Genomic DNA, 21,876 nt, shown 5'->3' on the forward strand with positions numbered 1-21,876 from the left:
ATAGGAAAAAACTATGTCTGATGAGAACACCAACAACGCTGATGCGCCAGAAGCCGCTACTGAACAAGCCGCACCACAATTTGCTATTCAACGTATTTATACAAAAGATATCTCTTTTGAAACGCCAAATTCTCCTGCTATTTTCCAAAAAGATTGGAAGCCTGAAATTCAATTAGATTTAGATACTAAATCAAATAAATTGGCTGAAGATACTTATGAAGTTGTTCTTTCAGTAACCGTTACCGCGACTGTTGAAGGGCAAACGGCCTTTTTAGCTGAAGTCCAACAAGCTGGTATCTTTTCTATTGGTAATTTACCTGAAGCACAACTTGCTCATACTATTGGTGCATTCTGCCCAACAACATTATTTCCGTATGCGCGTGAGTCAGTGGCGAATTTAGTGAGTCGTGGTTCATTTCCACAAATTAATTTAGCACCAGTAAACTTTGAAGCACTATTTGCTTCATATGTTCAACAACGTGCCGCACAAGCACAAACTGAACAGATGCCTGCGAGCAGTGAAACTCACTAATTAACGGTTTTTCTTCAAAATCGGCTAGTAGTAACAATAAAATGGAAGTGATGATATGTCGAAATTAACGGCAAAAATCACGGTTTTGGGGGCAGGGTCTTATGGCTCTGCCCTTGCTATTTGTCTCGCTCGAAATGGTCACAAAACCGTATTATGGGGACGAGATCCTCAACATATTGCGCAAATGCAAGCGTCTCACTCAAATGAGAAATATTTACCGGGTAGTGAGTTTCCACCCTCACTAACAACGACTAACGATCTTGAAAGTGCTGTTCAAGCGAGTGAAAATATTTTAGTGGTTGTACCGAGTCATGCCTTCGGTGAAATGCTCAGCCAAATTAAACCTTACTTATTACCAAAGGCTAAAATAGCTTGGGCGACTAAAGGTTTAGATCATAAAACTGGTCGATTACTGCAAGATGTTGCCCGTGATATTCTGGGGGATGATATTTCATTGGCCGTGCTTTCTGGGCCAACCTTTGCAAAAGAGATGGCGGCTGGCTTACCAACGGCTATTTCATTATCGTCAACGGATGATGATTTTGTCACTGAAATTTCTGATCTATTACATTGTGGCAAAACCTTTCGGGTTTACGCAAATAAAGACTTTATTGGTGTACAACTTGGTGGTGCGGTTAAAAATGTTATCGCTATCGGTGCTGGCATCGCCGACGGTATTGGCTTTGGTGCCAATGCTCGTACTGCGTTAATTACCCGTGGTTTAGTTGAAATGACACGTTTAGGCTGTGCACTTAATGCCGAGGCAAGTACTTTTATGGGGATGGCTGGATTAGGTGATTTAGTCTTAACTTGTACTGATAATCAATCACGCAACCGTCGATTTGGCTTAGCACTTGGCAGCGGCGTTGATGTTGAAAAAGCGATGGCTGATATTGGCCAAGTTGTTGAAGGTTATCGTAATACCAAAGAAGTTTATATGTTAGCACAACGTATGGGTGTAGAAATGCCGATAGTCGAGCAAGTCTATCAGGTACTTTATTGCGGCAAATCAGCAAAGCTAGCCGCTGCTGATTTACTGTCCCGCGACCGTACTGTCGAATAATTTTACACTTTGTTTGGCTCCGTTTATCTTTACTATTGTAAATTTAAACTGAGCCTTCAAAGCCCATTTGTCGCCAAGCTTCAAAAATAAGCACTGCGGTGGCATTCGATAAATTCATACTCCGGCTGTCTTTTAGCATGGGGATACGAATTTTATCTTCATCGGGTATTTGCTGTCTTACTTCTTCTGGCAAACCACTGGTCTCTGAGCCAAAAAGTAAATAGTCCCCAGGTTTAAAGGCAATATCACCATAGTAATTGGTTGTTTTAGTGGTTACCGCTAAAACTCGCTCAGGTTGTTCACTTTCGATAAAAGCTTGGTAATCTTTATGGCGCTTAATGGCTGCAAACTCATGGTAATCTAAACCTGCTCGGCGAAGCTTTTTATCGTCTAGGTCAAAGCCAAAGGGTTCAATAAGGTGTAACCTAAAGCCTGTATTCGCACAGAGGCGGATAATATTACCGGTGTTCGGTGGAATTTGTGGCTGAAACAAAACGACGTCTAACATAAAAATGTACTTAAATTCGAAGATGATAAGGTATTATACCAAACGAATTACTATATTGTACAAATTAGCGCTTAAGTAGCAAGCATGGAAAAGTAATGACTATGAGTGAAGCTTTATCAAAAAAAAATGATTACAGTTTTTGGGTAAGAGTAGCTGCTTTCGCTGCTACTGGAACGGCCTTATTACTTTTTCTTTTGAAACTATATGCTTGGGTGGTAACAGATGCTAGCTCAATGCTGGCTTCAGCCACCGATTCGATGTTGGATTTATTTGCTTCGTTGATGAATGTGGTTATTCTTCATTATGCTTTGGCACCCGCCGATGAAAAACACAAATTTGGTCACGGTAAAGCCGAGAGTTTAGCGGGTTTAGTACAAGCCGCTTTTGTGACCGGTTCTGCCTTGTTATTGATCTTTCATGGCTTTGACCGAATTATTCACCCCAAACTGGTTGTTAAAACAGAAATAGGCATAGTGGTGACGATTATAGCTATCGTGATGACACTGTTATTAGTGGTGTTGCAACGTTTTGTGATTGCCAAAACCCGTTCTACTGCCATTAGTGCCGATGCCTTGCATTACCAGTCAGATTTATTATTAAACCTTGGCGTATTAGCGGCGTTGATTTTAAGCAGTGGCTACTCTCTATATGCAGATGGCATCTTTACTTGTCTTGTTGGAGTGTTGCTATTGAGTGGCGCTTTAAAAATTATTTACTTAAGTGTGCACAACTTAATGGATCATGAACTGAGTGAAGAAGAGCAGACTGAAATTACCGCTATTGTCATTGCTCATGATTCGACCTTAGGTGTTCATGACTTGAGAACCCGACAATCAGGCCCGCAGCGCTTTATTCAATTTCATTTAGAGCTCGATGACCGACTGTCTTTACTGGAAGCTCACGATATTGGTGAAGCGATAGAAAAAGAAATTGAAGCGAAATTCTCGCCTTGCGAAGTGTTTATTCATCATGATCCCACTTCAGTGGTAGCCATTAAAACGGTTAATGTAGACCAAGAACCGCAATAGAAATAACATTAAGTTGAATGTGTATCAAACCACTGCAGTGCTTTTTTTAAGGCGGGGCTGCGGTACTGGTCTTGCTCAAACATAAGCTCGTGCCGCGCATTGTCGACAGTGAAAGGTTTGCCTTCAGGGCAAGACTGTTGGTGGTATTGGTGCAATTGCTGGCAGAAAGTGTTTTGCGCTTTATTACAAACGATCGTGTCGTTACCTGCCTGCATGACTAAGATAGGTGTAGTCAATTTAGCTAAATCTGCAAAAATATTTTTCTTAGCGATAATGGCTTCTTTGAGCCAATGAGTGGTGACGCCGCCCAATTTTATTTCTTTATTTTTCTGATAAAGTTCCACAAAAACTTGGTAGCGAACAGTCGATTGACTAAGCTCATTTTCAGCAAAAGGTGTGTCGTTAAAGGCCGTTTGTCCAATAAAATAATTAGCTTCAGCAGCTAAGCACACGTTAAAAAAATCACCTAAATAAATAATCCCTTTGGCAAGCCAGTTAGCGATATTGCCGTAGTTAACTGCAATCATTGGCGAGGTTAACACCGCAGATTTTGCTGACAGTGGGTATAACTGCATCATGCGCACAGCAATGGCTCCCCCCATCGAATGTGCTAATAAATGGGGTTTTTTAGCGGGCGTTTTACTGGCATTATTTGTGGCACTTTCTATAACAACCTCATCAATAAATTTTTTAAGATCTTCGGCGTAGTCATCAAATTTTTTTACATAGCCTTTTTGGCTATCATTCAACAAACGTTGTGACAAACCTTGACCACGGTGGTCGACGATAAATATATTATAACCTTGCTGATATAAGTCAAAGGCGAGCTCTTGATACTTTAGATAGCTTTCAGACCGTCCGGTAACCAATACAAGGTTTTCTTGGTTTTTGGAGTCAGTAAAGGTTGCGTAATTTATTCTTATTTTATCGACGCCACTAAAAGATGAAAAATAACCTTGTTGCCAAAACTGTTTTATTTCAGTTGATAAGCGAGCACTAAGCTCACTTTCTTTGCCATAGTCATTACTATTGATTTTCGCTAAAGCCATGTTGTTTAATCCTAAGGTCGCATGACATTAGCGGTGATAACTCACTTATGCTCATCAGTTTTATGTCAGTGTTGTGCTTATTGGCAAAGTAATGGTTACAGATAAGCCACCAGAGTCGTTGTTTTTAGCACTAATTTCACCATTATGTGCTAATACTGCTTGCTGCGCTATCGCTAAGCCTAAGCCGGTGCCACCCGTGTTTCTATCTCGGGCTTCATCGACACGATAAAAAGGCTGAAAAAGTTTTTCGATGGTACCTTGAGGAACGCCATTACCGCTATCGCTAATGATAATCTTGATACTGTCTTGTTGATTGAGAATAACACTCGCCATAGAAATGACCACTTCACTGTGCTTTGGGCTATATTTAATGGCATTAATAATGACATTACTAAAAGCACTGCTTAATAAATTTTGATCTCCGGGTAAATCCAAAGAGAAAAAGTGCTTCATAGTAATTAAGATATGTTTTTCGTCAGCAAGGTACTGGCAGTCTTGACAGATATCGGCTAATAATTCATCAAGATGAACGGTTTGCAAATTAATTTTTTGAAAGGTGTTTTCTAATCGAGAAAGAGAAAGCACATCGCTTATCATTTCATTTAAACGGCTAACTTCTAGTTCACAGCGCGCGAGATGCTTTTTTTGCAGCTCGGGTTTGTTAATCGCTTGCTGAGCTAGGCCAACCGCAAGTTGTAAGCGAGTCATCGGCGAACGAAGCTCATGGGAAACATCGGCTAATAAACGCTGATTAGCGGTTAGATTTAATGATAACTTGTCGGCCATAGTATTAAAGCTGGTGGCAAGTGAACCCAGTTCGTCTTTTCTTTTATTGGCATGTTCGATTCGGGCATCAAGCTGACCGTTACCAATATCGGTTGCCGCACGTCGTATTGCCAATATTGGCTTAATTAATGTTCGTGCTAATAACCAGGCTAATAGAGCACTGACCGTAATGGGGATGGCAAGTTTCAACCAATTGGGCAGTTGCATAATAAAGGAATCAAAATGTCGAGACTGACCTTTAATGGCTAAATATAGTTCGACGGGTTGATTATCTAAAATGATATTTTTAGGGCCGGTAATACGAGATCTCGGAAATTGAATCGAGGTGATGGCTGAAAAGCGATTTTTTTCTAGGTAGCTAACCAAGTCTTTTAAAAAACGGCTACTATCGGTGGTGAGCTGACCACTATCAATATTTCTGATAATAATAGCTTCATTAGGTGATTTTCCTCGATATCGCAAAAGTCCATCGGCTGAAGTATTATTCCTTTCAATATGTTTAGCGATACGGTTCAATTTTTTGAGGTCACCATGGTGCGCAGGCAAAACAATACTGTTCTGTGCTAACTGCGCTGAGATAAATCGTGTTGCTATAATAGAGCTTAAGGCGAACAGCCAAAACCATAAAAATATCTTAAAGCCAATCGATGAAAATGACTGTCTAATTTTATTGAGCATTAGTCATTTATCCCCGTGCTCTCTCCTGTGAGGAAGATATAACCCGCGCCACGAATGGTTTTTAATTTATCACTTGCAGAAAACTCGAGTAACTTACGGCGAATATTACTGATGTGCATGTCGATACTGCGATCAAAAGCACTCAATTTTCGTTTCAAAATTTGTTCTGATATTTCATTTTTACTGACGATTTGACTGGCATTATTCATCAGCAAAGCTAATATTTGAAACTCGGTACCGGTTAATTCAACTAACTGTTGATGGCAAAAAGCCTGACGAGTGCTATGTTCAAGCCTGACCTCATTAATTTGCTGATGACTGATAGTACTTTCATTGGACTTAACTATTTTAATACGTCGTAAAATAGCTTTAATGCGTGCCAGTAATTCACGATGCTGAAAAGGTTTCGCTAAATAGTCATCGGCGCCTAGCTCCAAGCCTAATATTCTGTCGTCGTTATCACCTTTAGCCGTTAACATTAAAATTGGCGTTTTATGCTGGCCACCTAAGGCTTTTAATACTTCAAAGCCATTTAGTTTGGGCATCATAACATCAAGTAATATCAGTGAAAATTTTTCATCATAAGCACGTGCCAGACCACTAACACCATCATGGCAAGCTTCTAATTCAAATCCTTCATACGATAGATACTCAGTTAATAACTCAGTGAGTTCTTTGTCGTCATCGATGATTAATATTTTCTGTTTGCTCATGAGGTTTTGTTATCTTTTGTTAGTGTTGGTATTTGGCGTATCTTAATATTAACTTAACTGTTATTAGAAAACTGACTTTGTTGTTGCCTTTACAAAAACTTTACACTGCCTTGCGTTTCTTTGCGTTGCAAGGTTTATAGTTACCTCACTTAGAAGAATGAATCGATTCACCGGGCTCGCTCAGTAATCGATTGATTAACTTAATCGATATTATTATCAATTTAACCCAGAGGTAAATCTTATGAAAAGTAAACTATCAGTTTTATTAGCCAGTGCAGTATTAACCTTATCCTTAGCAAGTACCGCAGCGTTGGCCATTAATAACGGCGATGGCGTTAACAATGACCGTCATGATGCCAAGCATACCGGTAACCATCAGCACAAATCAAAGCGTGGCATGAAAGGTGACTTTAAAAGAATGGCGAAGTATTTAGCGCTTACTGATGAACAACGTGAGCAGGCAAAGGTGATAAATAAAACGGCAAAAACAAGTGGTTTAGTATTGAAAGAGAGCATGCAAGGTTTTCATCAACAACGTAAAGCGTTACTGATGGAAGAGCACTTTAATGAACAAGCTTTTATTGATTTACAAAGTCAATACCAAGATATTATTGCACAAAAAGCCTTAATTAAAGCAAAGAAAGAACACAGTTTTATGATGATATTAACGGAGGCACAAAAAGAAAAAATGCAGTCACATCAAAAGCATGATGGGAGAAGAAAGCATCTTGCTGAGTAATCTTATTATCTAGCAATACTGAAAGAAAATATTTTAGACATGGTGCTTTCTACCGGTTGGTCATTATAACTTGCCGGGGTGAAACGCCATTTTTCTAATGACGAACGAATAGTATTACGAAAATAACTGACTCTGCCTTCACCATCGTATTGAATATCACGTACATAGCCATTTTTATCTATGGTAAATGTAACTTCTACATCTGTTTCAATACCTTTTCGCTTAGCATTGGCAGGGTATTTTGGGTATGTTGATGTCAGTAATTGCGCGGGTGCGTGTTCTGGCATGTAGTTAGTTGTCGATTCACTTGTCGAGGAAAGTACTTGCTCTATCATCTGTGAACGACGAGTTGTTGGTAGCGCTAAGTGCGAATTTATGGCTAATGGCTGCTTAGTCAAATCAGCTATTTGTGCAGCGTATGGGTTTTTTAATAATGAAGCTTTTTTGGTTGAGTCAGTGCGCTCAAAGGCTAATTCTGCTGGCGATTTACCCATAGTAACCGTTTGACTTAATGCCAATTGAGCTAAAGATTTGTTTACCTTTACTTGAGTACTAGGCAGTTCAGCTTGATTTTTTTGAACAGCCAAAGATTCAGTAAAATTACTTAAAGGTTCAGATTTAGCCTTTTTAAGCCCGACTAATTTATTGTTTACGACTGTCGCTAAGGTATCGACAGTATTCTTTTCTTGGGGACTGTTGGCATTACCCGTGTTTTTAGTACTGTCGTTGTTCTCAAAGTAAGCTTGTGCGACTACGAGCTCAGCATTTACTGGATTTTTATTGGTCTTTTTAGGAAAAAATGGCGCTATCATCTTTGCGGGTAGTTTGTTTTCTAAGGCATTACTTTCATTGCCTCGGTGTAATAATTGCTGCGCCAAAGAAGGTAACGCTATTTCATCGCCACTATCTGTGTATGTTTTGAAGTCATCATCGGCGCTGCGGTATAAAGGAATGGTATCAGTGCCTATATCTAAGCTAGGAATTTGGATGTATTTTTTACTGCCCACAGCAATAATTGAGAAAATAATGACGATAGACGCTAACCATTTTCCTGAGTGAGTCGTTGTTGAGCAGTGTTGGTCGTGGTCAACTAAACGCAGAACGCGTTGCTTTAAATCACCACCCGATGCCGCCATTGCCATAGCGGGAATAGAATGATGACGGTGACTGTCACATATTGAAGCGGTATCTGCCAGAGTGTGCGCATAAGCAACGGGGTTACCACAATGCTGCACAGCAATATCATCACTACAATATTCACGTTCATTTCGCATTTGCTTTGACACCCAGCGCACAGCGGGGTGGAAGAATAAAAAGATTTCTACCAAGGTCTGAATGAAGTTAACTAGATAGTCATGTCGACGAATATGTGCCAGTTCGTGCAATATCAACATATCAAGTTGTGCGGGTGTTAAACCTGTCAACATAGTAACGGGAACAAGTACTATCGGCTTTAACCAACCTATTGCCATAGGCACATCATTTTTAAGTGAGATTAATAGTCGAGGTGAACAGGTTAATTTTACTTGTTCAACTAAGTGCTGAAATCTGGCTTCAAGTTCAGCATTTGCCGGCGAGGTGCCTATTTTGGGTAGTTGGTTAACATTATATAATTCGATGAACAGCTTTAGCGCTAAGGCAAAGCTTATTGTTACCCATGTTAATGATAAATAGGGTAAGAATTCAACCGCATTGGAGTACCAAACAGCAGTGTTTTGGGCGTCATTATTTATGATATCGCCCAGCAAGATGCTGTTATTTAATAAAGGACCAAATTGTGGAAAGTCAGCTTGAGAGATAATATAGAAAGTGAAAAAAGGCAGTAATAAATTAGCTACCATAGCCAATGACGCCATCGCATAACGCCATTGTGGTTTTTTATAAGAAGTAAACGTTAATGCCAACTTTAGCGCAAGCGCAACGAAAATCCCTTGCCAAAGAAAATGGATAAGGGTTAACGATAAATTGTATAAAAATGGACTACTCATTAAATTAATCTGACATTATCCTTCCATGTTATAGCACTTTTTAAATTGTACTATAACAAGTGTAGCAGTTTTTACTTTTCTAGCTCATTAAGTAATTGACGAATGTCGGCAATTTCTTCTTTACTGGTTGATTCATCTAAAGCTCGCATCACTAATTTTGACGTTGAGCCACCAAAAGCCTTTGAAGCTAGGTCTTTTAATAATGAAGATTGTGTAAAGGTTTCACTATTTGATGGTGCATAGACATGGGCACGATTACTTTCGTCTCGAATGACCAAGGTTTTTTCATGCATAATTTGTAAAATCTTCAAAACAGTGGTGTAACCTGTCTTTTGCGTTTTACTGACAACATCATGTACCTGACGAACTGTTGCTGGACCGACTTTCCAGAGAACATTAAGCAAAGTTAACTCTGCTTCTGTAGGCTTGATATTTGTATTATCTCGAGCCATCTAAAATCCTTAATGCTATGAATAATTATAAGTGATATACGAATGCAATCGTATCTTGTGTTGATAAAATGAGCAACACCTTTTGTTGTTAGTGGCTTTGTTTTGAAATATCACTATGATAACAAAGGTTTTTAAATTGAATTTATTTTTGATTTGCTCAAGGTTTAATGTAGTACGAGCGAGGTAGTTAGTAAAAATGGTAGCGATTTTTCGTGTGATATTAATTAAATGTTGACCGGTGATTTTCGATGGTGTTTGGCTGAGCGCCGTGATTACAGGGGGCAGTGAACTTATCGATAATCGAGAAAGACTTATTGCCCTGATTGCTGGTCGTACTGAACGTCAAGCTCCATAACATTTACCAAAATCTAGCAAAAAGCCAATAGCGTATTTCAGGAAATTCACTACTGACTCTTTAATGAACAAGGACTTTATGGTTAATCAGCGTTAACAATATTGGCGTAGAGTTCACCTAAACGGGTCACTGTACCTGGATGAGCATCAACATCAAACTCGATCATGCCAGGACCAAACGTTGACACTACCGTAGAGCCAAGTTTAAAACGTCCCATTTCATCACCTTTTTCAAAAGTGATCGCATCAGCGCCGTCAGCCGGGTAACTTTCTCTGAAAATTCCTTTGGCTCTAGGTGAAGTAATCGTACCTGCCCAAGTTGTTTCTATACTGGCAACTATGGTTGCGCCAACAAGGACCATAGCTAAAGGTCCTGATTTTGTATCAAAGATAGCGACAACACGTTCGTTACGAGAAAATAAGTTAGGCACGTTATTAGCGGTTAATGGGTTAACAGAAAATAAATCACCGGGTACAAAGATCATTTCGCGTAATGTTGCTGCCATCGGCATATGAATACGATGATAATCTTTTGGTGCTAAATAAATACAAGAAAACTTTCCGCCTTGAAAAGGCTTTGCGGTGTTATATGAACCACCCAGCAAGGTTTCCAATGAATAATCAAAACCTTTTGCTTGTATTAAACGTCCGTCTTCAATATCGCCTTGCTGACTAATAGCACCGTCAACGGGATAGCAGAGGGTTGTTTCATTGTTATCAATAGGGCGCGCACCATCTTCAAGTTCGCGGGTAAAAAAATCGTTGAAGGTGGTAAAGTCTTCGGCATTCTTAAGCTTTGCTTCTGACATATTAATGCCGTAATGCTTGATAAATGCTTCAATGGCTTTCGTGGTTACTCGGCCACATTCTGCAGCGGCAAATTTTCCAGCTAAACGCGAAATCAAATGTTTAGGCATAATGTATTGAAGGGTGATTTTTAATTTATTTAAAAGCACTGAATTTCCTTTATATTATTAATATTAATTTAGTCGTTAAAACGAGAGGTTAATTTATTATCGCCTAAACTGGCTAAAATTCGTTGAAAGCTCGCTAAACGTTTTGGATGTATTTTCATTTCTTCACCGGCGGCTATTAATGCACAACCAGGATCATTTTGGTGTTTACAATCTCTAAATCGGCAACCACCCAAGTAATCTTCAAATTCAATAAAGCCACCATAAACTTCTGCTGGCGTTAAATGCCATAAGCCAAACTCTCGAATACCGGGTGAATCAATTAAATCACCACCTTGTTCAAAATGGTATAAGCGAGCAACTGTTGTTGTGTGTTGACCTAGACCAGAGTTCTCAGAAACTATTTTTGTCATTAAACCCAGTTCAGGCATCAAGGTGTTAGTAAGTGTTGACTTACCCACGCCAGATTGACCTACAAAGATACTGGTATGTTCGCTAAGTTGTTTCTTAAGCTCTTCTATACCGTGTTGAGATTCATTACTGACATAAATTACCTGATAACCAATCTCACGATAAATATCGAGATGTTGCTCAATTTCAGCTTTACTGGCTTTATCAAGTAAATCAGTTTTATTGAGTAAGATAACGGGGGTGATACCTGTTTGCTCTGCCGCCACTAAATACCGATCGATAATATCAGGGTTAAAGGCAGGTAACACCGAAGAGACAATTAATATTTGGGTGATATTTGCCGCTATGGGTTTTACACCGTCATAAACATCTGGACGACTTAATACTGACGTTCGCTCATGAACCGCTTCAATGACTCCTGAAATACTGTGTTGTGTTTCTTTACCTCTGCGCCATAAAACTTTATCACCACAGACCAAAGATTTAACGCCGCGGCGTATATTACAACGTATGCAATCACCATTTTCTGCTTCTACATCGGCATGCTGGCCAAAGCGACTGAGAATAGTGCCGTTTTCAGGCTCTCCCAACTCAGTATCTTGCCATTGCACTTGCTCTGGTTTATTACGCAGTTTTTTAGCTTGATTATCTTTAATGCGCCTTGTCTGACCTTTAGTCAGTTTTTTTAGCTTAGACATGGAGTTTTATCATGATAATTATGGAGTTTCACTCGTCTTTTAAAAGGGTAATGCGACAAAAAGTTTTAATCACAGTTCATTGTCACGTATTATACTGACTAAATCACCATTCATCTAATATACTTGTAATAGTAATATCAGTCTCACTGAGTTTGTTACCTTGCTGTAGCGAAGAAAACAAATGAAGATAAGGCGCTTGATTGAATAATCGTGAGCTATTGCGATTAAGAGCAACTTAGCCTTGGCGTACTTTAGGGGGCACAAATGGGTGATAATTTAATGATATTGGTATCAGTAAAACAGTTGGCATTTTTAAGGAAGCGGCATGACAGGTAACGAGACAAATTTAATTTGGTTAGATTTAGAAATGACAGGCCTAGAACCCAATACAGATGTGATTTTAGAGATTGCCAGCATAGTGACTGACAGTCAGTTAAATATTTTAGCTCAAGGACCTGTTTTTGCTATTCACCAAAGTGATGAGGTGTTAGACAATATGAGTCAGTGGTGTATCGAACACCATGGTCAATCAGGCTTAACTACACGTTGTCGTGAAAGTGTTAGTACGCTAGCCGATGCTACCGAGGCGACGATTAAGTTTGTTGAACAATATGTGCCAAAAGGTAAGTCACCGATGTGTGGTAATAGCATTGGACAGGACAGACGCTTTATTAATAAATATATGCCTGATTTTGAAGATTACTTTCATTACCGGAATATAGACGTTAGCACCGTTAAAGAATTAGCGCGTCGCTGGAAACCTGAAGTGTTAGATAAAGTGGTAAAAACGGGCGCTCATTTAGCGCTTGATGATATTTTAGAGTCAATTGCTGAAATGAAAGTTTATCAAGAACACTTCTTTAAACTATAACGCTCAGTAATAATGTATAAATCAAAGCGCTTAGGGCGCTTTTTTTATGCACGTTTTTAACTGGACACTCACTATAAGTTTGTCACGCGCCTTTATCTGGACACTCACTATCGTTTTTAACTGGACACTCACTATAAGTTTGTCACGCGCTTTTATCTGGACACTCACTATAAGTTTGCCACAGGGTAAAAAAACTTGAAGGTCAGACCAGTTTGCGCGACACTTAATTAAAATTAACAGCAGGCAAATAAATTATGGCGAACAAATTTGGAAAAATAATCAGTAAAGTTAATAGAATGCCGCGCTTTATGCGCTCTTTTTTACTGACTAAAATTTTCTGTTCGACAGTAAAGTATGCTGGTACTTCATCAATAAAGTTGATTTCTGTTTCTCATACCAAAGCGGTATTATCGTTAGAAAACAAAAAGAAAGTACAAAACCATATTGGTGGTGTTCATGCCATTGCTGCGGCATTATTGGCAGAGTCGGCGACGGGTATCGTTTTTGGGATGAATGTTCCCGACACTTGTGTACCGCTATTGAAAAGTATGACATTTCATTTTCAAAGACGAATGCAGGGAAATTTGTCTGCGGTAGCTGTATTAAGTCTCGCTGACATAGAACAAATAGAAAATGCGGATAAAGGCAGTTTGATGGTCAGTGTCGAGATTACTGATGAATCTGATCAACAGCCTATTGTTTGTGAAATGGAGTGGGCTTGGGTAACCAAAAGACGTTAAGTTTGAGAAGATAAAAAGAACCTGTAAACGCGCTGATTGATTTGACCTTAGTCGGCTATGAGGCGCGTTATTTTTAAAACAGCTTACTCATATCGTTATTAAAAACCGTTGATTCTTAGTGACAATTCCTTACACTGTATTTTTAACTAAATTTACCGTTGAAGGTATTGATCAATATGGACGCTACTCGTTACTTTTTTCAGCAATTATCAGGACGATTTTTTCGGATTGCTTTACTTTCATTTATTCTCTTTAGCGCCTTAACTGCTCTGTTAGTTCTTCGTGATAATCAAGTGACCTCGTTAGTAGAGAACGAACTGCCATCGTTAGCGAATAAGCATAAACAACAACAACAAATTTTAATCACTTATCTAGCCTTAGAAAATTTAACTAAACGTATTGATGCCAAAAATTTATCTGCTGACTATGAGGTCGCCCAACAGCAAATTAATAAAATATCTTTACTGGTAAAAAATAATAAAGCTCAGCTTGATTTGATGTATGTTGGCCATAAAGAATTTTCAGGTGTTATTGATAAACTTAGTGAAAATCATCAGAGAAACACTCAACTTAAGCAAAATACCATTATTCAACTGCAGTTAATTAATGATCAATTATCGGTTGAGATTAAGGAAAAACAGCGACAAAAAAGTCTGCTGTTACAGCAACTCAATTCAGATAAATACACTGATAAAGTCACCGCAACCCGCGCTAAGGCCTATGTAAAGCAAATTGCAGAATTGAGTGACTTACAACGATTACAACAAACCATTATCCGTGCACTATTAGCCTTTCAACAATTGAATTTACAGTCTTCTATTTTAGATTTTGATGATGTTAGTACCGAGCTAAAGCAAGTATTAACGTGCTTTCTCCCAGAAGAAAGCACGGTTAGCCAACAGGGTGAGTTATTAACGCTACAACTTAATACTTTAGAGCAATTATTATTTTCACAACAGAATTCGGTAGCCAAGTGGCGCAGTCATTTACGGTTATCTCGTTTATATGTCGAATTTATTGAGCAACAACAACAAAAATTACAGCTGTTAGTGCTTGAATCTATACCACCAGGGCCTTTATCTGCAGATAAAAATTTACGATTAATCGATTGGCTGCCTACTGAGATAAATGATTTTTTAGAAAAGCAAAACCTCAATGTTAACAATCAAGATCTACAAGTAACTGTGCTTAGTTTGATCGCACTACTATTTGTGCTGTTATTGTCGATGTTATTTAAAAGTAAAAGCAAAATAAAAAAATATGGCCAAGAGAGTGTGCAATTATTTAGGCAGTTCATTGAAAAAAGAACAAAGGATAGTGATGCAAAACTGACCCCAGACGGTTTTAATTCAATGGAAAATAAAGAAATTGCCGAACAGCTTGAAACCGCGCTCGAAACAATGATTAACCCTGAGCACAGTGAGCAAGAGTATCAGCAACAGCTTAGTGAGCAGCAAGCCGCTAATGACAATATAAATCAACAAAATGAAGAGATTAAAAAATTAAAAGCGTCCCTACAGCAACTCGCATTAACCCATAATACGCAAATTTTAGAGCGGCAATCACAAGACAATGAAAACACCACAAAGTTAACCAATATGGTGGTGCGCAGTATGTTGCAAAGCCAAAGTGTTTCTATTGGTGCTGGTGTAACTTCGGTACAAGTTTATCGACAACTCGCGCGTATTTTTGATTGCTGTCAACAACATAAAATTCGCAGTGAATTTTTATCTGCGGTCAAACCTATGACGCTAAGCGATGTTGCTTTGCACAACGAAATTGACGCGGCATTACTTAATATTATTGCCGATGCCCATTTACAGCGTAATAAAATTTATTACCAACAAGATCCACAATTGTTAACTGCTGCGAAAGTTGACGTACGCTTATTTCACCGGCTGTTAAGTGGCCTATGCCGATTACTGCTTGCTGATTTATTTAAAGCTAATTTACATATTAGTACCCTTGTTATCGATAAAAATGAAGGCCAGCAAATTGTTCGTTTTGATTTTTCTGTGACCAGCAAAAAAACAATCGCAAAGCTACCCGAGGCCCTCGAGTGCTTATTATTAGACGAGCGCCTTGAGTCAGCAAAAACCAATACAAACGATACCCTTGATTACTTATGCTTACTGTTTGATTCACTTAACGTCACAGATAAAAATGTGCAGTTACAAGAAAATGGTTACCAGTTCTGCTTTACTCTGCCGATAGGTTTTGCTGATGTAGCACAAGAGATATCGGTAGAGCGTATTAATTTAAAGCAAGCCAATATTTTGTTGTTATCAAGTGATGCCGACATTTGCAGTATTACAGAAAAAGCGATCACTTCAGCTAATGGCATAATAACTACCTTAGCCGATCCCGAACAAGTTATTGAACAACTGAGTACCGCGCAGTTAATTGATAAAAGCATTGATGTCGTTATGTTGGCCAGTGACCTTTATGTAAAATCAGTTGAAAAAATACAGCAACAGATATCAAGTTTATCGATAGATATTCGGCCAAAGCTTTTTGTTATGCAACCCTATCTTAATGCGCCTTTAGAGCGATATGGCTTGTTTGAACAGACAGAAACGCCATTGCAAATACTCACACTTCAGCAAAGCTTAGCTGATTTTTTAACGACAGAACAAACGACTAACCATCAACTTTCTGCCAGTGTGTTTAATAAACATCAGTATTTATCGACCCAAGTTGAAGTGCTTTTTGCGGTGGAAAATCCAAGTAAACAGTTAACTTTGCTGCGTATTTTACAATGGTTAGGACTACAGGTAAAAATTGTCTGTCAGCCTAAAACGATGACTCAATTGTGGAGCTCTGGAAGATACTTATTGTTATTTACCGAATTTGAACAATCACCTTTTATTAAAATGTCTGCTGGAAAAAGTGTACGCCGTGACATTTTTACTTTTAATCAAAGTAATTTCTCCGTTGAAGACTCACCAAAATTGGCAGATAAGTGGGCTGTTTCTATTTTACCTGCTTTGCATGATGTCGATGCTTTGGTGCTACTTTTACAGCCTTGGTTGAAAGCAAAGCCAACTAAAGTGGTTGCTATTAATACAGTAAAAGCACAAAGTAATAAGACTAAAGAGCATAATAATATTGACGCTGAACTGTTAAAAACAACTGAAAAGCTTGATAGCGTATTATCGAACTTAGATTTAACACCCGCTGCGAAAACAAATCAACCTGAACCTTTTAACCTTGAACACTATGCAAAAAATCAGGGCTCTGCAGAATTGGCAATGTTGATGCTAGATGACTACCTTGCTGATATTGATGACGCGATGAAAAAATTATCAACGGCACTAGCGGTACATAATTACCCATTAGCGATGAGTCTAACGAGTAGCATGTTTACAACCAGTAAAATATTAACCGCTAACGACTTTATTGATATTAGCCAACAGTTATTATTTAGTCTTACGTCAAATACGGTCATAGAACATCAACAAGTTATGTCGTTATTTAGTCAATTAAGCGAACAGCAACGCCTGTTAAATGAGTTTGCTGAGGCAATATGATATGAATACTGGGATGCTAGTTAAATGAGTTTTAACGCTGAAAAAGAAATGGATGTTGCTAGCCCTTGTGTTGGAATTTTTTTAAATGCTTGGTTAATGTGTTTACAGGGATACTAGTTAAATGAGTTTTAAAGCTGAAAAAGAAATAGACGTTGCTAGCCCTTGTGTTAGAAATTGCTGTTTAAATGCCGATGATATCTGCCTTGGTTGTTTCCGCCATATTGATGAGATTTTGGCGTGGACAAGCTATAAAAGTAAAGAAAAAATAACGGTAATTAACAACTGTCAACAAAGACGAATAGTGATTCAAGAGAAGCACGATTAAGGTAAAAGTTAAATGGAAATTACTGAACAAAGTGAATTAGACGATTTTTCACAACTTACCGTGCTGATAATAGACGATAACCGGTTAGTTCATGACACCTTAAAAAGAGGATTGTATGATATCGGCATTAATCACGTAAAATGTGCAGAAAGTGCTTATTACGGTATTAGGTTATGTGAAACAACACGTTTTCATATTGTTATTTGCTCATTTAATGTAAATAGTGATAAAGACGGTTTTCATTTACTCGAAGAATTAAAATTCAGAGGTCATGTTAACAAAACCACAGTTCTTATTTTTCTCAGTACTGAAACGAATGAGTCTCTTGTTAATTCAATTGTCGAATTACAGCCCGATGACTTTTGGGTAAAACCACTCGCCCCTAAAACAGTGCAACAACGCTTAATCCATACCTTGCAAACTAAAAAGCAATTATTCAATATGTATCGAGCGACTGATACTAAGAGTTTTTCGAAAGTTATATATTTTGCTGACCGTCATCTTGTTAATCAAAGTTTACACCAATATCACCCCAATATATTGCGGATGAAAGGTGAGGCTTACTTAAGTCTTTTAGAATTTGAAACGGCAGAATCTTTTTTTAAAAGCCTATTGAAAACCTATACCTACGCTTGGGTTTATTTAGGCTATGTAAAGTCTTTGTTAAAGCAAGGGCGTATAAACGAAATTAATGAACTGATTGAGAAGTTAATTAATAAGCCCGCTACTCGATTTGGGGCTCATGATATGCTGGCGCAATATTATATTGAGCATGAGCAATATGAAAGAGCCTACGATGAGATAAAAAAAGCAACTGCGTTGTCGCCACGAAATATTGAACGTAATAAAAAATCATGGGATTTAGCACGACTCAATCATGACCATGAAGGACAATATATAGCGACACGAAATATCGCCCAGCAAGCGAAAAACTCTATTCATGATTCACCCGAATTGCTCTTAAATGTTATTCGTTCAGGCATTGATTTAGCGGCGGCTATTACTGACGAACGATCTTTTAAAGTTTTGCAGCAAACAGACAAGCATATTAAGCAACTTCAAAATGATTATAGCGACGCAAATGAGTTTAAACAGCAGTTATTAGTGATCCAAGCACGGTTATATATTGTTCGTGAACAAAAAGAGAAGGCCACTAAACTTGTTGAAAACCATGTTAATTTTATTGCGTCACCGCAAATTGAAGACAACCTAGATAAAGTGAAAGTCTTTCACGAATTGGGTATGCGCGAAGAAGCGCTGAAAATGTTAGAGATTATCGGTAAACAAGTCTCAGGTGATTCATTAACGAGCCAAGTGATCAATAAATATATTGAGCAAGAAAGTCTTGAGCGTGCTGAAATTAATTTTTCACCCAAACAACTGAACGATATGGCGATTGAACATTTCGAAAAAAATCGTTTACAGCCCGCGCTTAAAGCTATTCAGCAAGCTCTAAGATTAACACCTCATAATATTAAATTAACGATGCGTATGTTAAAAATATTGGTGGTGATTAAACAAAGTAATGAATTTGATGAAAGTCACCAAAAACTGGGCGATGAAGCGCTTGCTCTACTTTTGTCTGCGAACATTAAAAGCAGCGGTGTTGAGTCTATAGAGCAGTTAAAAATAAAGTGGCAGCAAGCTGAATCAACTGAGCCTGCTAAGCATCTCTAGGTAAACCTTTTTCAACACTGCGGATCAAGCGCTCGGTTAATCGTTGATTTTTTATTGGAAAGTCACTTTGCTGTTCTGCAGCGATTCGCTTATTGTCTTGTTGATGCAATGCCCAATTAATATGTTCAGCAACCATAGGCTCTGCGGTTGCTAACTTATTATTTAACGCCTTAACATTTTCTGCACTATATGGCGCATTACCGATTGCAACGGAAATATTTCGTTGCCAGCTATTAAAACCAATACGGCGAATAGGAGACCCCTCTGTTTTATTGAGAAAGGTCGCTTCATCCCAGCTAAATACGGTTAATAATTCAACATTATCAAGGTTTTGGCGAGGGGAAAAGTCGCCTTCGTGACTGATGTTAGCAAATTTATTCCATGGGCAAATGAGTTGGCAATCATCACAGCCATAAATTCTATTGCCAATTAACGGCCTAAACTCTTCTGGAATTGCGTCACGTAATTCGATGGTTAAATAGGATATACAACGGCGAGCGTCTACGACATAAGGAGCCACTATCGCTTGGGTTGGGCAAATTTTAATACAAGAAACACAACTACCGCATTCATTGGCTGCTTTTTCATTAGTCGGTAACGGAATATCAACCAAGAGTTCACCCAAGAAAAACCATGAGCCGGCACTTTTGTTAATTAATAACGAATGTTTACCGACCCAGCCTAACCCCGCTTTTTCTGCTAAAGGTCGCTCTAATATCGGTGCTGAGTCAACAAATGGGCGAAAGTTGAAGGTTTCACAGTACTCACTAATTTTATCACCGAGTTGTTTGAGGCGTTTGCGCATTAATTTATGATAGTCACGCCCCAAGGCATAGCGGCTGATATAAGCATGGTCTTTCTTTTTGAGCGTACGGGCAAATTTTGCTTCGGGGGGTAAATAATCCATGCGTGCACTGATCACCCGCGTTGTTCCTTCAACAAGCTCTTGGGCGCGTGCTCGCATTAAACCATGCTTTTGCATGTAATCCATTTCACCGTGATAATTATTTTCTAGCCACGTTGTTAAGGCTTGTTCATGACTTGATAAGTCAATATCACTGAAACCTATTTGCGAAAAGCCTAATTCTTGACCCCAAAGCTTGATTTTTTCAGCTAATTCTTGATAGTTAATATTAGGTGTTGTCATAGTTAACATGTCATCGCAGTACAATTTGGTAAAGGAAGATAGAAATGGAAATAAAACTGTTGAGTGCAAGCTTACCACAAGCTGCTTTTTCCGCGAAGCAAGTGTTAGCTAATGAAGCAAAAGTTGCTGCTATAGAAAATATTGAAATGTATTCATTGATGAAAAATGCAGGTCAGGCTGTTTTTCAGCATATCAAGCAAAAATATCTTCAAAATGAAAATGATATAGGTCAAAAAATAACTAGCCAAAAGCTGTTAGTTATTTGTGGAAAAGGTAATAACGGTGGTGATGGATTTGTGATTGCGCGTTTAGCTGTGCAAGCTGGTTTTCAGGTTTCGGTACTACTAACGGCAAAACCAGAAGAATTATCCGGCGATGCCTTACGCGCTTACCAAGCTTACATCAATGTTAATCAAGTTAAAAATGGCTTGATTATATTTGATCAAAAAACGGCTAATGTTGAGATAGTAGCGAATTTTCAAGGTCAGTTAATTATTGATGCACTATTTGGTATTGGTTTTAAAGGACGTCTACCAGAAACTCTGGTGACACTAGTTGCTACTATTAATCAGCATTTGGCAAAAGTGATCAGTGTTGATGTGCCTTCAGGTTTATGTGCAACTACAGGTGTTGTTGAAAATACTGCAATCATTGCTAACAGTACTGTAACTTTTATTGCTCTAAAGTGCGGTTTAGTGACGGGACAAGCCATTAACCATGTTGGGGAAATCTATTTTGCTGATTTAGCATTAGGTCAAGCATTTACAGAGCAAGTGAAGACCAATATCACGGTTTTTGGCAACGAAGTTTTTGCTGTTTTACCTAAACGCAAAGCAAGCAGTCATAAAGGAAATATTGGATTATTACTGGCTGTTGGGGGCGGAGAAGGTTTTGCTGGTGCGATACGTTTGTCGGCAGAGGCGTCATTGCGCAGTGGTGCTGCATTAGTGAGTATTTGTTGTCATAAAAATAATCGAGCATTAGTCTTTAATGGCCGCCCAGAATTAATGTTAGCGCCTAGTTGCGCAGAACAACTTGTGGGATCAATGACATTAAGTAAAGCTAACGCTTATGTGCTTGGCCCTGGTTTGGGTCAAAATGAGTGGAGTCAGGCATTATTTGATTTAGTACTGGCTCAAAAAAAATTATGTGTGATTGACGCCGATGGTTTGAGTTTGTTGGCGCAAGCTTACCAACAAAACTTATTAACAGATAAAATTAAAAGTAACCCTTGGGTTTTAACGCCACATCCCGGTGAAGCTGCAACGCTGTTAAATTGCACTGTGACAGAAATAGAGCGAGATCGTTTTAGCGCCATAAAAAAAATAGCCCAACAATTTCAATGCGTGAGCGTATTGAAAGGTGCAGGGAGTTTGATAAGTGATGGTCAACAGGTTTGGGTGAACACAACGGGTAATTCAGGCATGGCAAGCGGAGGCATGGGCGATGTGTTATCAGGTATTATTGCGGCATTGCTAATGCAAAAAAGTTCGGTAGAAAAAGGGGAGGAACTGCAAGAGCGAACTGATTTTGCAAAGCTTACAGCCTTGGCCGTTTATATTCATGGTAAGGCTGCTGACATTATTGCGCAAAAGCATGGAAAAATTGGTATGCTAGCAAGTGACCTATTGCCAGTTATACGGCAGCTTATAAATAATAAATTTTAGAAAATA

The 21,876-nt window shown here is 38.6% G+C and carries 19 protein-coding genes; 10 read left to right on the forward strand and 9 right to left on the reverse strand.

What is annotated here, in order from left to right:
- The first annotated feature begins 13 nt into the window (after nucleotides 1–13).
- Nucleotides 14–532 carry a protein-export chaperone SecB gene (gene secB / locus H4J56_RS12085; protein ID WP_182216040.1) on the forward strand — a complete coding sequence of 173 codons (519 nt, stop codon included), beginning with the start codon at nucleotides 14–16 and terminating at the stop codon, nucleotides 530–532.
- A gap of 55 nt (nucleotides 533–587) precedes the next feature.
- Nucleotides 588–1,595, forward strand: coding sequence for an NAD(P)H-dependent glycerol-3-phosphate dehydrogenase (gpsA, locus tag H4J56_RS12090; protein ID WP_182216042.1), 1,008 nt, complete (start codon nucleotides 588–590; stop codon nucleotides 1,593–1,595).
- A gap of 43 nt (nucleotides 1,596–1,638) precedes the next feature.
- On the opposite strand, the gene trmL is transcribed toward gpsA, so the two are convergent.
- On the reverse strand, nucleotides 1,639–2,103 hold the full coding sequence (gene trmL, locus H4J56_RS12095) for a tRNA (uridine(34)/cytosine(34)/5-carboxymethylaminomethyluridine(34)-2'-O)-methyltransferase TrmL (protein WP_070375112.1): 465 nt from the start codon (nucleotides 2,101–2,103) through the stop codon (nucleotides 1,639–1,641).
- A gap of 95 nt (nucleotides 2,104–2,198) precedes the next feature.
- On the opposite strand from trmL, the gene H4J56_RS12100 reads away from it, so the two are divergent.
- A complete protein-coding gene (locus H4J56_RS12100) occupies nucleotides 2,199–3,131 on the forward strand; it encodes a cation diffusion facilitator family transporter (protein ID WP_259368190.1) in 933 nt (310 codons plus the stop codon).
- Between the two features lie 8 nt (nucleotides 3,132–3,139).
- On the opposite strand, the gene H4J56_RS12105 is transcribed toward H4J56_RS12100, so the two are convergent.
- From H4J56_RS12105 to H4J56_RS12115, 3 genes are read right to left on the reverse strand one after another with little or no spacing between them, the layout of a single operon-like run.
- Nucleotides 3,140–4,180, reverse strand: coding sequence for an alpha/beta fold hydrolase (locus tag H4J56_RS12105; RefSeq protein ID WP_182251126.1), 1,041 nt, complete (start codon nucleotides 4,178–4,180; stop codon nucleotides 3,140–3,142).
- Nucleotides 4,181–4,240: 60 nt separating this feature from the next.
- The gene (locus tag H4J56_RS12110; RefSeq protein WP_182259398.1) at nucleotides 4,241–5,644 is read right to left on the reverse strand and encodes an ATP-binding protein; all 1,404 of its coding nucleotides are present in this window, start codon (nucleotides 5,642–5,644) and stop codon (nucleotides 4,241–4,243) included.
- The gene (locus tag H4J56_RS12115) at nucleotides 5,644–6,357 is read right to left on the reverse strand and encodes a response regulator transcription factor (protein WP_182216048.1); all 714 of its coding nucleotides are present in this window, start codon (nucleotides 6,355–6,357) and stop codon (nucleotides 5,644–5,646) included. The genes H4J56_RS12110 and H4J56_RS12115 overlap by 1 nt, the downstream gene beginning before the upstream one ends.
- 241 nt (nucleotides 6,358–6,598) lie before the next feature.
- Between H4J56_RS12115 and H4J56_RS12120 the strand changes: the two genes are divergently transcribed.
- Nucleotides 6,599–7,096, forward strand: a complete 498-nt coding sequence (locus H4J56_RS12120) for a Spy/CpxP family protein refolding chaperone (protein ID WP_182259399.1) — start codon at nucleotides 6,599–6,601, stop codon at nucleotides 7,094–7,096.
- 5 nt (nucleotides 7,097–7,101) lie between these two features.
- On the opposite strand, the gene H4J56_RS12125 is transcribed toward H4J56_RS12120, so the two are convergent.
- The 4 genes from H4J56_RS12125 to rsgA all read right to left on the reverse strand — a co-directional run bounded on the left by H4J56_RS12125 (nucleotide 7,102) and on the right by rsgA (nucleotide 11,913).
- Nucleotides 7,102–9,084: a M56 family metallopeptidase gene (locus tag H4J56_RS12125; protein ID WP_182259400.1), complete on the reverse strand. Its 1,983-nt coding sequence runs from the start codon at nucleotides 9,082–9,084 to the stop codon at nucleotides 7,102–7,104.
- Between the two features lie 71 nt (nucleotides 9,085–9,155).
- Nucleotides 9,156–9,536: a BlaI/MecI/CopY family transcriptional regulator gene (locus tag H4J56_RS12130; RefSeq protein ID WP_070375106.1), complete on the reverse strand. Its 381-nt coding sequence runs from the start codon at nucleotides 9,534–9,536 to the stop codon at nucleotides 9,156–9,158.
- A 437-nt stretch (nucleotides 9,537–9,973) separates the two neighbouring features.
- Nucleotides 9,974–10,807 carry an archaetidylserine decarboxylase gene (gene asd, locus H4J56_RS12135; protein WP_182216110.1) on the reverse strand — a complete coding sequence of 278 codons (834 nt, stop codon included), beginning with the start codon at nucleotides 10,805–10,807 and terminating at the stop codon, nucleotides 9,974–9,976.
- 68 nt (nucleotides 10,808–10,875) lie between these two features.
- Nucleotides 10,876–11,913, reverse strand: coding sequence for a small ribosomal subunit biogenesis GTPase RsgA (rsgA, locus tag H4J56_RS12140; RefSeq protein ID WP_182216054.1), 1,038 nt, complete (start codon nucleotides 11,911–11,913; stop codon nucleotides 10,876–10,878).
- 325 nt (nucleotides 11,914–12,238) lie between these two features.
- On the opposite strand from rsgA, the gene orn reads away from it, so the two are divergent.
- The 5 genes from orn (at nucleotide 12,239) to H4J56_RS12165 (ending at nucleotide 19,056) form a co-directional block, all read left to right on the forward strand.
- Nucleotides 12,239–12,784, forward strand: a complete 546-nt coding sequence (orn, locus tag H4J56_RS12145) for an oligoribonuclease (protein ID WP_182221518.1) — start codon at nucleotides 12,239–12,241, stop codon at nucleotides 12,782–12,784.
- 254 nt (nucleotides 12,785–13,038) lie between these two features.
- Complete coding sequence (locus H4J56_RS12150; RefSeq protein WP_070375103.1) at nucleotides 13,039–13,524, forward strand: DUF4442 domain-containing protein; 486 nt, start codon at nucleotides 13,039–13,041, stop codon at nucleotides 13,522–13,524.
- A gap of 176 nt (nucleotides 13,525–13,700) precedes the next feature.
- Nucleotides 13,701–17,054: a hypothetical protein gene (locus tag H4J56_RS12155; RefSeq protein ID WP_182259401.1), complete on the forward strand. Its 3,354-nt coding sequence runs from the start codon at nucleotides 13,701–13,703 to the stop codon at nucleotides 17,052–17,054.
- Nucleotides 17,055–17,175: 121 nt separating this feature from the next.
- Nucleotides 17,176–17,379 carry a DUF1289 domain-containing protein gene (locus tag H4J56_RS12160; protein ID WP_182259402.1) on the forward strand — a complete coding sequence of 68 codons (204 nt, stop codon included), beginning with the start codon at nucleotides 17,176–17,178 and terminating at the stop codon, nucleotides 17,377–17,379.
- 12 nt (nucleotides 17,380–17,391) lie between these two features.
- Nucleotides 17,392–19,056, forward strand: a complete 1,665-nt coding sequence (locus tag H4J56_RS12165) for a response regulator (RefSeq protein ID WP_182230695.1) — start codon at nucleotides 17,392–17,394, stop codon at nucleotides 19,054–19,056.
- Here H4J56_RS12165 and queG read toward each other — a convergent pair.
- Nucleotides 19,043–20,203 (reverse strand): tRNA epoxyqueuosine(34) reductase QueG, encoded by a 1,161-nt coding sequence (gene queG, locus H4J56_RS12170; protein WP_182259403.1) that lies wholly within the window; start codon nucleotides 20,201–20,203, stop codon nucleotides 19,043–19,045. The two genes, H4J56_RS12165 and queG, sit on opposite strands and share 14 nt — an antisense overlap.
- A gap of 44 nt (nucleotides 20,204–20,247) precedes the next feature.
- Here queG and H4J56_RS12175 point away from each other — a divergent pair, with 44 nt between their 5' ends.
- Complete coding sequence (locus H4J56_RS12175) at nucleotides 20,248–21,870, forward strand: NAD(P)H-hydrate dehydratase (RefSeq protein WP_182259404.1); 1,623 nt, start codon at nucleotides 20,248–20,250, stop codon at nucleotides 21,868–21,870.
- The last annotated feature ends 6 nt before the right edge of the window (nucleotides 21,871–21,876 follow it).

The sequence above is a fragment of the Colwellia sp. BRX8-4 genome, assembly GCF_014077345.1.
GTDB lineage: Bacteria > Pseudomonadota > Gammaproteobacteria > Enterobacterales > Alteromonadaceae > Colwellia_A.